General features: G+C 65.0%; 12 protein-coding genes. 4 read left to right on the top strand and 8 right to left on the bottom strand.

The window, feature by feature from the left end:
* Positions 1-96: 96 nt before the first annotated feature.
* From ykgO to EC845_RS04040, 3 genes are all read right to left on the bottom strand, one after another.
* On the bottom strand, positions 97-249 hold the full coding sequence (gene ykgO / locus EC845_RS04050; protein WP_123295902.1) for a type B 50S ribosomal protein L36: 153 nt from the start codon (positions 247-249) through the stop codon (positions 97-99).
* 82 nt (positions 250-331) lie between these two features.
* The gene (locus EC845_RS04045) at positions 332-2,515 is read right to left on the bottom strand and encodes a sodium:proton antiporter (RefSeq protein ID WP_123295901.1); all 2,184 of its coding nucleotides are present in this window, start codon (positions 2,513-2,515) and stop codon (positions 332-334) included.
* 306 nt (positions 2,516-2,821) lie between these two features.
* Positions 2,822-3,088, bottom strand: coding sequence for a cold-shock protein (locus EC845_RS04040; RefSeq protein ID WP_123295900.1), 267 nt, complete (start codon positions 3,086-3,088; stop codon positions 2,822-2,824).
* A 341-nt stretch (positions 3,089-3,429) separates the two neighbouring features.
* Here EC845_RS04040 and clpS point away from each other — a divergent pair, with 341 nt between their 5' ends.
* The gene (clpS, locus tag EC845_RS04035; protein ID WP_123295899.1) at positions 3,430-3,795 is read left to right on the top strand and encodes an ATP-dependent Clp protease adapter ClpS; all 366 of its coding nucleotides are present in this window, start codon (positions 3,430-3,432) and stop codon (positions 3,793-3,795) included.
* Between the two features lie 49 nt (positions 3,796-3,844).
* Positions 3,845-6,184 (top strand): ATP-dependent Clp protease ATP-binding subunit ClpA, encoded by a 2,340-nt coding sequence (gene clpA / locus EC845_RS04030; protein WP_123295898.1) that lies wholly within the window; start codon positions 3,845-3,847, stop codon positions 6,182-6,184.
* 119 nt (positions 6,185-6,303) lie between these two features.
* Here clpA and EC845_RS04025 read toward each other — a convergent pair whose 3' ends face one another.
* Entirely contained in the window at positions 6,304-7,212 is a 909-nt protein-coding gene (locus EC845_RS04025) for a LysR family transcriptional regulator (RefSeq protein ID WP_123295897.1), read from the bottom strand.
* 34 nt (positions 7,213-7,246) lie between these two features.
* Entirely contained in the window at positions 7,247-7,864 is a 618-nt protein-coding gene (locus EC845_RS04020; protein WP_123295896.1) for a hypothetical protein, read from the bottom strand.
* Between the two features lie 346 nt (positions 7,865-8,210).
* On the opposite strand from EC845_RS04020, the gene sbcB reads away from it, so the two are divergent.
* On the top strand, positions 8,211-9,677 hold the full coding sequence (gene sbcB / locus EC845_RS04015) for an exodeoxyribonuclease I (protein WP_123295895.1): 1,467 nt from the start codon (positions 8,211-8,213) through the stop codon (positions 9,675-9,677).
* Positions 9,678-9,788: 111 nt separating this feature from the next.
* Positions 9,789-10,898 carry a metal-dependent hydrolase gene (locus EC845_RS04010; protein ID WP_123295894.1) on the top strand — a complete coding sequence of 370 codons (1,110 nt, stop codon included), beginning with the start codon at positions 9,789-9,791 and terminating at the stop codon, positions 10,896-10,898.
* A 136-nt stretch (positions 10,899-11,034) separates the two neighbouring features.
* Here EC845_RS04010 and EC845_RS04005 read toward each other — a convergent pair whose 3' ends face one another.
* From EC845_RS04005 to EC845_RS03995, 3 genes are all read right to left on the bottom strand, one after another.
* Positions 11,035-12,333: a TRAP transporter large permease gene (locus EC845_RS04005; protein ID WP_123295893.1), complete on the bottom strand. Its 1,299-nt coding sequence runs from the start codon at positions 12,331-12,333 to the stop codon at positions 11,035-11,037.
* Positions 12,334-12,385: 52 nt separating this feature from the next.
* Positions 12,386-12,979, bottom strand: coding sequence for a TRAP transporter small permease (locus tag EC845_RS04000; RefSeq protein WP_123295892.1), 594 nt, complete (start codon positions 12,977-12,979; stop codon positions 12,386-12,388).
* A gap of 80 nt (positions 12,980-13,059) precedes the next feature.
* Entirely contained in the window at positions 13,060-14,025 is a 966-nt protein-coding gene (locus EC845_RS03995) for a TRAP transporter substrate-binding protein (protein WP_123295891.1), read from the bottom strand.
* Positions 14,026-14,291: the final 266 nt, after the last annotated feature.

Genomic DNA, 14,291 nt, shown 5'->3' with positions numbered 1-14,291 from the left:
ATCGTACGCCGGTACAAACGCTCCTTTGGTCTGCCCGCTCCATCCGGGGCGCCTGGGCGGTGTTTTTTTATCGCCAGGCCGCGTCAGTGCCCGAATTCAGGTGTGTTTGTTGGGATTGCGTGCGCTGCCCTGGCGAGCCTTGAAGCGCGGATTGGATTTGCAGATCACATACACGCGGCCGCGGCGGTGCACGATCTGGCAGTCGCGGTGGCGTTTCTTGGCTTCTTTGAGGGAGGAGAGGACTTGCATGGGACGGACACCAATCAATGAAAACGATATTTTATTATCAATAACAATTCACCGGTGATGTTTTGCCGGGTCGGCGGCAGGGCTATTTCCTGGATTCGGCGGATTCGGCGGACGCAGACATGGGCGCGCTCGTGGGGGCGGTCGCCGTCGAGGCCGCGTTCGGTGCGGGGGCCTTGCCCGGTTCGCGCAACACCGGGCGCTTGAGGGCACGACGCCAAGCCAGGCTCAGTTCCTGGTCGATCCAGTTGAACACTTCCTTGGAAATGACCTGTTCCGCGACCATGGCTTCGAGGGACTTGCGGCCCTTGCGAAGCGCGAAGAGCATGAGCAGACGGCGCTCCATGGCTTGCGTGAACGGGCCGAACTGCAGCCGGTCCGCTGCCAGCGCCTCGTCGAGGTACTCGATGCGCGAGACCAGCACGCCGTCGAGGATTTCGGCGATGCGTTCGCCCAGCAAAGGCTCGAGGCGCGCGAAGTTGTAGCTGCGCAGCCGCTCGAGCACCGCGCGGCGGCAGATCAGCAGCTCGTAGCGATCGGCCAGGGCGGATGCCAGCGGGCGGCTCCAGTGCAGATGGCGATGCAGCCACAGGCCGACCGCATAACGAGGTCCTGGACGCAGGATGCGTTTGGCGGCCCGGTTGTAGCCGATGCGGCCTTCCCGTCGCGACGCATCGATCATGAGTCCGGCGTTGTGCTTCATGAGGTCGAGATTGCGCACGCTGACGATGCCGCTGCCGTAGTCGGGGATCAGCTCTTCCTCGCGCATCGACAGGGCCAGCAGGCCGACCAGAAAACGCTCGCGCTCGGGGAGTGCGGTGTCGATGTCCAGCGTCGCCGTGCCCAGGGCCATCTCCAGCCGGTAGGCGGCGCTGACCTCGTCCGTCACGGCCGCCGGGATCCGGAAGGTGGTGGCCATGGCGCGCAGGGTCTGCTCGACTTCCTGCGTGGACAGCTCGATGGCCTGTTGCTGCAGCGTCTGCTCCTGCGGCGTCAGCTTGTCGAGGTCGAGCGCACGCACGACCCATCTCAGGGTCGATCCGTTGACCAGCAGGCTGAAAAGCACGAAACCGGTCGCCACGATGGCGATGAAGTGGCGTGTCTCCAGGGGCAGGCTGGGGTTTTCGGCGATGCCCATCGCCAGCACCAGGGTCACGGCACCGCGCAGGCCGCCCCAGCCGATGGCCAGCCGGTAGTCGGCCGAAATCGGCTCGGCCAACTGCAGCCGGCTGAGCATGGGCAGCATCAGGAACAGCACGGCCAGTCGCGCAGCCAGGGCGGCCGCGACCGCGGCCAGGATGAACAGGCCGTCGCCGAGATCCGCACCATGCAGCATGCGGGGCACGCGCACGGCGGCCAGCAGGAAGACGATGGCGCCGGCCACCATGGCGACCTGAGCCCACACTCGTTCCAGGTGGCGCCAGTTCTCGCGTGCCAGTCGGGTGGTGCCCAGGCCGTTGATCACCAAGGCGGCGCAGACCACCGCGACCACGCCCGACACATCGAAGATCTGGTTGCCCAGCATGAACAGCGGGTAGGGCACGGCCAGGGTGAGGGCCGTTTCGGCCATGGCGTGGTTGTCCATGAGCGTGAGCAGGAAGGCGACCAACCGGCCGATCGCCACACCCAGCAGCACCCCGCCGCCGAAGGCGTAGGCCAGGCTGCGCAGGCCGCCGCTCCAACTGGCTTCGGCGGTGTGCGCGCCGGTCAGCATGGCGGTCAGCACGCCGACCAGCGCAATGGCCGCGGCATCGTTGAGCAGACTTTCGCCTTCCACCAGGCGGATGAGGCGGCCGGGTGCACCGACCTCGCGGAACATGCCCACCACGGCAGATGGGTCGGTGGTTGCCACGACCGCGCCGATGAGCAGGCAGATCAGGATGCCGCGTCCGCTGAACCACGACAGCGTGAGGCCGATGAAACCGGTGGCAACGAACACGGCGACCACGGCCAGCAGCAGGATGGGGGCGGCATCCTGCAGCATGGCACGGATGTCGACGGTCAAGGCAACCTGGAACAGCAAGGGCGGCAGGAAGACCCAGATGTAGGCTTCGGCGGGCCAACTGGGGTCGACCAGCGGGGCGACGAAGTAATGGGCGAAATCCGGGGCGACCGAATCGAGTGCCACGTAGCTCGCACCGAGCGCAATGCCGACCAGCGACAGCAAGGTCGCCTCGGGCATGCCGGTGCGGCTGGCCAGCACCTGGATCCAGGCGACGATGGCGAGCAGGCAGCCCATCAGCACCAGCAGTTCGATCAGCGAAGTCATGGCTCAGGCTCGAAGGCAGGGGAAAAGGTCGTGATGCGGCAGCCCGTCGGGCACCCGGGCAGCCTGGTTTGCGCAGGGAACGACCCAACGGCCGGGTCGGCGGCCACACCGGGCCGGCGACGCAAAAAAGACCTCGCTGGGAGGTCTGATTCAGTCGGCGGGCCGGGAGGCCGCAGGCGCTGCGGGACGTGTCCGGTGCGCATTGTGCGCCTTTTCAGGGGAGACGCGTGCCGGGGCGCGAGAAGCAGTGCCGCTGCGATGCCGTTGAAACCGGGGTGCGTGCGCCGGCCGGCGGGAGGGGATCGGTCAGGCCGACGGGTCGGCCGGCGGTTCGGAGGCGGCCGGCTCATCCTTGGCCGGTGCAGGCTGATCGCTGGAGCGTATGTTCTGGGCGAGTCGGCCCTTGGGGCCTTCGACCAGATCGAATTCCACGCGACCGCCTTCCTTGAGGGTCTTGAACCCCTCCATGGAGATCGCTGAAAAGTGGGCAAACACGTCGCCGCCACTTTCGTCTGGCTCGATAAAGCCGAAACCCTTAGCGTCATTGAACCACTTCACCGTGCCGGTTGCCATGGGCTGCACTCCTGTACTTCGTTGACTGTCATGGACAGGACAGCCGCTTGTTCCGCGGATGTCCGGTAGGACGCGCAGAGGCGACATATCCGCTTTCAGTCTGCGGGATTCGCAGAACAGTGTCAACTCGCGCCGGGCCCGGCGACGCGCAGGGCGCTCGATTCGGCGTTTTGTCCTGCGGCCCAGCGGCATGAACAGCGCATCCCGACGATGCGGGCTCTTGAATGTTGAGCGGTCGTGACCATTTCAGATCGGTGGACCGGCAGTATCCTGGTGCCGGAACACCATCCGAGGAGGCTTCTTCTGGGCCTCGGCCCGGAAATTGCTCGATAGAATCCATCATGGCCACCAATATCCAGTTGTCCAAGCCGCTCGTCACAGGGCCCAAACCCGCAGCCCCCGATCAGGGTGGCGATGCGGTCCTGGAGCGGCTGACGCAAAAAATCGAGCCTCCGCGCATGTACCAGGTCGTCATGCTCAACGACGACTACACCCCGATGGAATTCGTGGTGCAGGTCATCCAGGAGTTTTTTAACAAGGACCGCGAAGCGGCCACGCAGATCATGCTCAAAATCCACCTGGATGGAAAAGCGGTCTGCGGCGTGTATTCAAAAGATGTGGCCGCCACCAAGGTGGATCAGGTCATGGAGGCAGCGGCCAAGGCCGGGCATCCGCTCCAGTGCGTGAGCGAACCCACCGGGTCGTGAGGTCTTTCGAGGTAGGGTATTTTTTGGACGTCAAGGCAAAGGAACCAACATGATTGCCCAGGAATTGGAAGTCAGTCTGCATATGGCCTTCGTGGAGGCCCGGCAGCAACGCCACGAGTTCATCACGGTCGAGCACCTGCTGCTGGCCTTGCTGGACAACCCGAGTGCGGCGGAGGTTCTGCGTGCCTGCTCGGCCAACATCGACGACCTGCGTGCATCGCTGGTCAACTTCATCAAGGACAACACGCCCACCGTGGCGGGGACCGATGAGGTCGACACGCAGCCCACGCTGGGTTTTCAGCGCGTGATCCAGCGCGCCATCATGCACGTGCAGTCCACGGGCAATGGCAAGAAGGAAGTGACCGGTGCCAATGTGCTGGTGGCGATCTTCGGCGAAAAGGATTCGCATGCGGTCTATTACCTGCACCAGCAGGGCGTGACACGCCTGGACGTGGTGAACTTCATCGCGCACGGCATCCGCAAGAGCGACCCTGCGGACGGCACCAAGCCGCCCGAAGGCGCGGCCCCCGAGGCCAGCGAGGAACCGGGCGCCGCCGACAAGGGCGAGAAGGCTTCGCCGCTCGAGCAGTTCACGGTCAACCTCAATGCGCAGGCCAAGGAAGGCAAGATCGATCCGCTGATCGGCCGTGAGTACGAGGTCGAGCGCGTGATCCAGATCCTGTGCCGCCGCCGCAAGAACAACCCGCTGCTGGTGGGCGAGGCCGGTGTGGGCAAGACGGCGATCGCCGAGGGCCTGGCTTGGCGCATCACGCAGGGCGAGGTGCCCGAGATCCTCGAAGAGGCTCAGGTCTACTCGCTCGACATGGGTGCGCTGCTGGCCGGCACCAAGTACCGCGGCGATTTCGAACAGCGTCTCAAGGCCGTTCTGAAGACGCTCAAGGAAAAGCCCAATGCCGTGCTGTTCATCGACGAGATCCACACGCTGATCGGCGCGGGTGCGGCTTCCGGCGGTACGCTGGATGCATCCAACCTGCTCAAGCCGGCGCTCTCGAGCGGCCAGCTCAAGTGCATCGGCGCCACGACCTTCACCGAGTACCGCGGCATCTTCGAAAAGGATGCGGCTCTGTCGCGTCGTTTCCAGAAGGTCGACGTGGTGGAACCGACGGTCGAGCAGACGGTGGAGATCCTCAAGGGCCTGAAGTCGCGTTTCGAGGAACACCACAGCGTGAAGTACGCAGCCGCTGCCCTGCAGGCCGCTGCCGAGCTGAGCGCCAAGTACATCAACGACCGTCATTTGCCCGACAAGGCCATCGATGTGATCGACGAGGCCGGCGCGGCCCAGCGCATCCTGCCCAAGAGCAAGCAGAAGAAGACGATCACCAAGGCCGAGGTCGAGGAGATCGTGGCCAAGATCGCCCGCATTCCGCCTGCCAGCGTGTCCAACGATGATCGCAGCAAGCTCAAGACGCTCGAGCGTGACCTCAAGAACGTGGTGTTCGGCCAGGACAAGGCGCTCGACGTGCTGGCTGCCGCCGTGAAGATGGCGCGTTCGGGCCTGGGCAAGGTCGACAAGCCGATCGGCTCCTTCCTGTTCTCGGGCCCCACGGGTGTGGGCAAGACCGAGGCTGCCAAGCAGCTCGCCTACATCATGGGCGTCGACCTGGTGCGCTTCGACATGTCCGAGTACATGGAGCGGCATGCCGTCAGCCGCCTGATCGGTGCGCCTCCCGGTTATGTCGGTTTCGACCAGGGCGGTCTGCTGACCGAAGCCATCACGAAGAAGCCGCATTCGGTGCTGCTGCTCGACGAAATCGAGAAGGCGCATCCGGATATCTTCAACGTGCTGCTGCAGGTCATGGACCACGGGACGCTGACCGACAACAACGGCCGCAAGACCGACTTCCGCAACGTGATCATCATCATGACCACCAATGCGGGTGCCGACACCATGAACAAGGCGACCATCGGTTTCACCAACCCGCGGCAGGCCGGCGACGAGATGGTCGACATCAAGCGCCTGTTCACGCCCGAGTTCCGCAACCGCCTGGATGCGATCGTGAGCTTCAAGCCGCTCGACGAACAGGTCATCCTGCGTGTGGTCGACAAGTTCCTGCTGCAGCTGGAAACGCAGCTGGGCGAGAAGAAGGTGGAGGTGACCTTCACCGACAACTTGCGCAAGCATCTGGCCAAGAAGGGCTTCGATCCGCTGATGGGCGCACGCCCCATGCAGCGCCTGATCCAGGACCTGATCCGCAAGGCGCTGGCCGACGAGCTGCTGTTCGGACGCCTGACCGATGGGGGACGCCTGACGGTGGATCTCGACGACAGCAAGCCGGATCAGCCCGAAGTCAGCCTCGACATTCAGCCGCTGCCCAAGAAGGAGCGTGCCAGCAAGTCGGAGCCGGCCGAGCCGGCAGAGGCCGAGTAAACGGCCGCACGGGGGGCCGCAAGGTTGCCCCGGGGCTGTGGCCTGCAAACCGCCCCTGGATGGAGATGCGCCGTCCAGGGGCGGTTTCTTTTTGTCGGGCCGGCGATGGGGCCGGAGGGTCAGGTTTCGAGGTGCGGTTCGATGAGGTCTTCGAACCAGTCGATGAAGGCCTGCAGCCGCCGGGAACGCTGGCGGCGGTGGGGGTAGACCATCGAGACATCGAGCGACTGCGGGCGGTGATCGGGCAGGATTTCCACCAGCAGGCCGCGGTCGAGCAGATGCTGGACGTCGAAGCGGGGGATCTGGATGAGGCCGACTCCGGCCTGGCATGCTGCAATGTACGACTCCGCGTTGTCGACGGCCACCAGGCTGGGCAGGACGAATTCCGAGCGCTGGCCGTTTTCCAGGTACTCCCAGGGAGCCTCCCGGCCCGATGCCGAAGCCACATAACCCACGGCCACGTGACCGTGGGTACGCAGCTCGTCCGGATGGCGCGGAACCGCGCGTTGCTGCAGATAGGCCGGGCCGGCGCAGTTGATCAGCGCGATGCGGCCCAGTGGGCGGACCACCAGGCTGCTGTCGCTGAGCATGCCGATGCGCACGGCGCAGTCGACGCCTTCCTGGACCAGGTCGATGGGCCGGTCGGTGGAGCCGACCTGAAGGCGCATGTGAGGATAGCTGCGCAGAAAGGCCGGCAGGGCCGGGGCCAGCATGCGGCGTGCGATACGGCTGGGCAGGTTGACTTTGAGCGTTCCGCGGACCTGCTCGTCGCCGTCCTTGAACAGCCGGTCGATCTGGCGCGCTTCGTCGAGCAGGCCGACGACGCGCTGGAGCAATCGCTGTCCGTCGGGCGTGAGCTGGACTTGGCGCGTCGTGCGATGCAACAACCGCGTGCCCGTATCGGTCTCGAGCTGGGCGATGGCCGCCGATACGCTGGCGCGCGGCATCCCGAGGGCCAGGGATGCCTTCACGAAACTCCCCATCTCTGCCACCTTGACGAAGGCGCGATAGCGATCGAGTTTGTCCATGCCAGACGTTTTAACGCGTTCGGCGGTATTTGTCCTATACGGGATCTTCCGGGCAATGGGGCGATTCGATGCGTCTGCGCCACGTTTTTCTGCGCCTCCACTGCCATTTCCACAGCCACAAAGCGCCGGTCGGCAGAACGAAGGCGACGGCGTTGAAGGCGATTTCCTGCTTCAGGGTGTCGCCATCGGCCATGCCCTGCACGGCATTGCAGGCGACCAGGCCCGCCCAGCCCAGCGTGAAGAGCAGGCAGGCCCGGAGTTGCCGATCGCGCTGTTCTCGCCAACGAATGGCCAGGGCCAACCCGACGGCAGCACACAGCATCCAGCCCACGCTGGACCATCCCTGCGGCGTGTGAAAAAGCTGCAGATGCCGATGCCCGTTCGGACTCGACGCATAGGCGTAGCACATCCACAGGGCCAGGGCAGCCATGGCCGGAATCGCAAACACCAAGCCCGAGGCCGCGAGACGATCGCCGGGCGGGGTGCCCTGGGCGCGCCGAAGTGCGTAGTGGCCGACCGCCACGCTCAGCCAGAGCGGCAGGAAGGCCAACGAGGCGATCTGCAGCGCATCGACGCCTGCTGCACTCAGGCCGACTCCCAGGCAGCCGAGCAAGGCAATGAGGCCGATGGCCATGAGTTCGATATCGCGCATGAAAGAATGACGGGAGCGTTGCGGTCTCGGTCGCGGTCGTGTCGCGTCGGTTTCGATGCAGGTGCGGCGAATCGGCGTGGCGGGCGGCAGTGAAAAAAGGAATCGGGCGGGGGCGCGGTACTGGCCGCGTCGACGACGGTGGCGAAGCGCGCAGTCTAGGCGCGTCGCGGCTCGATTGGATGTCCGGTTTTTGAGATAGATCATCCATGAAAACCGACCAATGGCTGACGGCACGCAGAAACCCGGGGGCCGTCGGTGCCGCCGAGCCGGGCACCACCGGTTTCCAAAGGCGTGCAGGCGGGCCGTGGATAATCATTGGTTGTCCTTACTGCGCCTGCACTGATCTATGACGGAACACACCTTCCTCTGGCATGACTACGAAACCTTCGGTGTGAACACGCGGCGCGACCGGCCTGCCCAGTTCGCCGCGATTCGAACCGATGCCGAGCTCAACGAGGTGGGCGAGCCGGTCATGCTCTATTGCCATCCCGCAACGGACGTCCTGCCCGATCCCGACTCGTGTCTCATCACGGGCATCACGCCGCAGCTGTGCCAGGCGCAGGGGGTGCCCGAGCACGTGTTCGCCTCCCGGATCGAGGCCTTGCTGGCCGAACCCGGCACCATCGGCGTGGGTTACAACACCATCCGCTTCGACGACGAGGTCACGCGCTTCATGTTCTGGCGCAACCTGATCGATCCCTATGCACGCGAGTGGCAGAACGGCTGCGGACGCTGGGATCTGCTGGATGTGGTGCGCATGACCTACGCCCTGCGCCCCGACGGCATCGAGTGGCCTCGCCACGACGACGGCCGGCCCAGTTTCAAGCTCGAGCATCTGAGCCGTGCCAACGGCCTGCTGCACGAGGCCGCGCACGATGCCTTGTCGGACGTGCGGGCCACGATCGCGCTGGCTCGCCTGATCAGGACCCGGCAGCCGCGCCTCTTCGATTTCTGCCTGGGGCTGCACAAGAAGGACCGGGTCGGCGCCGAGCTGGGCCTGCCGGTGTCGCCCGCCGAGGCCAAGCCTTTCCTGCACGTCTCGGGCATGTTTCCCGCCGAGCGGGGCTGTCTGGCCGTGATGTGGCCGCTGGCCAGCCATCCGGTCAACAAGAACGAACTGCTGGCGTGGGATCTGTCGAGCGACCCGGCCGAGCTGGCGAGCCTGGATGCGGATGCCATCCGCACGCGCATGTTCACGCGCCAGGCCGATCTGCCTGAGGGCGTGCAGCGCTTGCCGGTCAAGTCCATCCACCTCAACAAGTCGCCGATGGTGGTCGGCAACCTGAAGACCCTGTCGGCCCCCATGGCGCAGCGCTGGGGCATCGACCTCGATCAGGCACTCCGGCATGCGGCCGTGGCCCGCGACCTGCCGGACATGAGCGCCATCTGGGCGGAGGTGATGAAGCGGCCAGCGACGGGCACTGACGAACCCGATGTGGACGAGGATCTGTATGGCGGCTTCGTGGGGAACGGCGATCGCCGCAAGCTCACGCAGTTGCGCGCGCTCGATGGCGAGTCGCTGACCCAGGCCCGCACCGGCTTCGACGATCCGCGGCTCGAGGAAGTGTTCTTCCGTTACCGGGCCCGCAATTTCCCCGACAGCCTGACGGCCGAGGAAAACGAACGCTGGCAGGCGCATCGTGCTGCGCGGCTCATCGAAGGCGAGGGCGGGTGGCTGACGCTCGAGGCCCTGTTCAACCGCATCGACGCCTTGTCGGAAACACTGGACACCTTGTCTCCCGAGCAGGCCGAACGAGCCGAGGCCGTGCTGGGTGCGCTGTACGACTACGCCAGCGACATCGCGCCGGAATAAGGGCATGTCGCGACGCCCTGACAGGGCTGGGGCGGGCTTCTATCATGCGCCATCGCGTGGGTCGGCGGCCCGCGCTGTCTTCAAGTTCCTTACGCATGGGTGGAAAGCCGCATGGATTCTTTGACTCAGGTTGTTCTTGGCAGCACGGTTGCCGCATTGGCCGTGCCCGCAAAACACCGGCGGGCCGCATTGGTCGTCGGCGCCGTGCTGGGCACGGTGCCCGATCTGGATGTGCTCTGGTTCGGTCTGGCCGGCAGCGACGCCGTCACCACCGTGACCTGGCACCGCGGCCCTTCCCATGCGCTGCTTGTCCTGGCCGCATTGGGGTGGCTGTTGTGGCTGGCCGGCCGAAGATGGACGGCTCGGGTGCGAGAAGCGCCCGGGCCATGGCTGACCGCGATCTGGCTGTCGTTGCTCACCCATCCCTTGCTCGACGCCTTCACGGTGTACGGCACCCAGCTGTTCTGGCCGCTGAGCTCGCCGCCGGTGATGGCTTCGACCGTGTTTGTGATCGACCCGCTCTATACGCTGCCGCTGCTGTGCGGAACCGTGGCGGCCTGGGTGATGTCCGGGAAGAACCGAAACGTGCAAGCGGCCGGCATCCAGGTGGCGAATCACCGTGCACCGTCCGGCTTGGGCCGTGCGACGGACAAGGCCAGGCGCTGGCTGCTGGCCGGACTGATCCTGAGCTCGTGTTACCTGGGCTGGTCGGTCTGGGCCAAGTACCAGGTCGATCGCGCGGCGGAGCGTGCCCTGAGCGGAATGGGGTTGGCCGATGTGCCGCGCTTTTCGGTCCCGATGCCTCTGAACACCTTGCTGTGGCGGGTGATCGCGATGGCCCCCGAAGGCGGCTATTACGTGGCCGATCGTTCTCTGGTGGCCGACCGGGGCGAGATGGCATTCGCTTTTCAGCCCAGCGACACCGCGGCCTTGGCCCAGGTGGCTGAACAGTCGGCCGGTGTTCGCCGCCTGCTGTGGTTCACCCAGGGCTTCGTGAATGCGCGGACCGAAGGGGTGGAGGGGCAACCCCGTCTGATTCTTTCCGACCTGCGCATGGGGGTCGAGCCGGATTACAACTTCCGCTACGACGTGGCCGGACAGGATGCGCAAGGCCGATGGGTGGCCGCCGAGCCGATCATCCGTTCGCCAGGAGCCGACGGCCGGGCCGCGACATTGGGCTGGGTGTGGCGGCGGATATGGGACAGCCAGGCCCGGCCTTGAGCATTGACGACAAAGGGGTCTTGCCGATCCCGGAGGCCCGACGGCCGGGCTGAGCGCCGGCTTGCCATGCAGGGCCCCGAAGCGCTGCCCGGGGCCCCTGCGTGTCTGGCGTCTCGCGCTTGCCTGTCGGTGCTGCTTACTTGCCGGCTGCCAGCAGGTTGGGCAGCCACATCGAGAAAGCGGGCACATACGTCACCAATGCCAGGCAGACCAACAACGCCCCATAGAACGGCAGGATCGATTTCATCACCTGCCCGACCGATATCTCGCCGATGGCACACCCCACGAACTGCGTGACGCCGACCGGCGGTGTGTTGAGGCCCAGTGCACAGTTGATCAGCATCACGATACCGAACTGGACGGGATCCATGCCGAACTGCACGGCGATCGGCAGGAAGATGGGGGTGCACACCAGAATGGTGGCGGCCATGTCCAGGAAGGTGCCGAGGATGAACAGCAGCACGTTGATCATCAGGAAGATCATCCAGGGCGTGCTCGAGACCGAGGTCATCAGTTCACCGGTCTTCTGCGGCACTTCGTAGAGGGCCATGAAGTAGCCGAAGGCCGACGAGATACCGATCAGCAGCAGCACCACGCCGGTGGTCTTGCAGGCCTTGGCACAGGCTTTGATGAAGTCTTTCCACTTCAGCGAGCGGTAGACCAGCACGGTGACCAGCAAGGCCCACATCACTGCCGTGGCGGCCGATTCGGTGGCCGTGAAGATGCCGGACAGGATGCCCGCCAGGATGATGACGACGATCAGCAGGCCGGGCAACGCACCCAGATAGGCCTTCAGTACTTCCTTCCAGCCGGGGAAATTGCCGCGTGTGGGATATCCGCGTTTGACGGCCACGTAGTAGGCGGCCCCCAGGTTGCACAGCGTCAGAATCAGGGCCGGAATGATGCCGGCCAGGATCAGGCTCAGCACGCTCACCGAGGCGATGCCCGTGGTGGCCAGCGTGAAGATGATGAGGTTGTGCGAGGTCGGCATCAGCACGCCCACCAGCGCCGCATGCGTGGTCACGTTGACCGCGTAGTCGGCGTCGTAGCCCTCTTTTTTCATCAGGGGGATCATCACCGAGCCCATGGCGGAGACGTCGGCCAGCGCCGAGCCCGCGACCCCGCCGAACAGGGTGCAGCCCACCACGTTGCTCATGCCCAGGCCGCCACGCACGTGGCCGACCAGGCTGTTGGCGAATCGCACGATGCGGTCGGCGATGCCGCCGTAGAGCATCAGTTCGCCCGCGAACACAAAGAACGGGATGGCCAGGAAGGAAAAGATCTGCATGCCGCCGACCATTTTCTGGAAGACGACGGCGACGGGCAGTCCGGCATAGAGCACGGTGGCGACGGAGGCCAGCCCGATGGAGAAGGCAACCGGTACCCCGAGTACCAGCAGTGCGAGAAAACTCAATGAAAGTATGGTCAGTTCCATGACGATGAACCTCGGCTGTGAGCCTTGTGTTTTTATGGGTTGTGCGAAGGAATCAGTACCAGGCCGGCTCGACGGATTCGCCGCGCAGCAAGGCCACGAAATGTTCGATGGAGAACAGGACGATCAGTCCGCCGGCGATCACCAGCGAGAGGTAGTCGACGCCGACCGGCATGCCCAGCATGGGGTCGAGCTCGTCCCACTTGAGCTTTGTCCACATCCAGCCGCTCCAGGCCATGATGCCGCCGAAGAGCGCGACCAGCAGGTGGATCAGCATCTCGACTTTCAGGCGCATGGCTTCGGGCAGCAGGGAGACCAGGGATTCGAGGCCGATGTGACCGGCATCGCGTACGCCGACGGCCACGCCCAGCGCGGTGACGTACAGCACCAGTTGCAGTGCAAGCGGTTCGGCCCAGGTGGGCGTATCGTTGAAGACGTAACGGCCGATGACCTGGGTCTGGACCGATACGATGATGCCGATCAGGCCGACGATGGCGAGGATCAGGCTGCTCTTGCTCAGCAAGGCGCAGATGCGGCTGAAGACATGGACACCGGCTGCCTTGCGGCGCTCGGGGTCGATGGCAGGGGCGACCGGCGCGACGGCTGCGCTGCGTACGGCGGCAGCGGGCGAGGGGAGGGGCGACGTCATGAGTGAACCTTTGGGAGCGATATCGTCGGCGCCCCGCGACGGCCGAGGCCGAGCGGGGCGCCGTGCTGGAACGGCCGGGATTACTTGGTGTCCTGCACGGCCTTGACCAGGCGTTGCAGGTCGGGTGTGTTGATGAACTTGGCGTAGACCGGCTCCATGGCCTTCTTGAATGCAGCCTTGTCCACGTCGTCGACGATTTGCGAACCGGCCTTCAGGACGATGTCGCGGGCCTTGGCTTCCTGCTCATCCCACTTCTGACGCTGGAAAGCGACCGATTCCTTGGCCGTGGCGCGGAACAGGTCCTGGTCTTCCTTGGACATCTTGTCGAAGATCACCTTGGAGATCACGAGCATCTCGGGGGCCATCGAGTGTTCGGTGCGCGAGAAGAATTTCACCGCCTCGTAGTGCTTGAAGCCTTCGTAGGAGGGGATGTTGTTCTCGGCGGCATCGATCAGGCCGGTCTTGAGCGCGGTGTAGACCTCGCCGGTGGGCATGGGCGTGGCGTTGGCCCCCATTGCGGTGACCAGCGCGACCCACAGTTCGGACTGCTGCACGCGGATCTTCAGGCCCTTGACGTCGGCCAGATTGCGCACGGGCTTCTTGGCGTAGATCGAGCGGGCACCGCTGTCGTAGAAGGCCAGACCCACCAGGCCCTGGCTTTCGCAGCCCTTGAGGATCTCTTCACCGACCGGGCCGTCGAGCGACTTGCGCATGTGGGCGATCGAGTCGAACAGGAAGGGCATGGTGGGCACCAGGCTCTTGGGGCAGATGGCGTTGAGCGAGCTGATGTTGATGCGGTTCATCTCCAGCGCGCCGATCTTGACCTGGTCGAGGGTTTCCTTCTCGGAGCCGAGGGCGCTCTTGTTGAAGACCTTGATCTTGTACTTGCCGTTGCTGCGTTGATCCAGCAGTTGGCTCATGTGCTTGACGGCGGCCACGGTGGGGTATTCGTCGCTGTTGTGCACATCGGCCGAACGCAGTTCGACAGCGTGGGCACTCAGCGCCATGCATGCAGCCAGGGCTGCGATCAGGGGTTTGATGGTCATGTCTCCGTCTTTCTCTCACTAGGGTTGCGGGTCGTTGCTTCAAGGAAACCAGTGGCCGCACGTATGCGGCAGCCTCGGCTGCACGAGCCGCGAAACCGATGGGTTCACGGGCAGGGCGCAATCGACGGCGGCGGGCTTGGGGGACGGCAAAGGGCCAGGCGGCTGGCTGCGCGGCAGGGGGCGCAGCGGAGACGGCGACTGGCGGCCTTTGTGACGGCCTCGGCTCGGTGTGTGTGGGGGGCGGAGAGGCCGATGGCCTCAGGCGC

Source organism: Comamonas sp. BIGb0124 (assembly GCF_003752175.1).
In the GTDB taxonomy this organism is placed as follows: Bacteria; Pseudomonadota; Gammaproteobacteria; order Burkholderiales; family Burkholderiaceae_C; genus Comamonas_F.
Note: the sequence above shows the minus strand (reverse complement) of the source record. Positions and strands in the feature narration are given on the sequence as shown.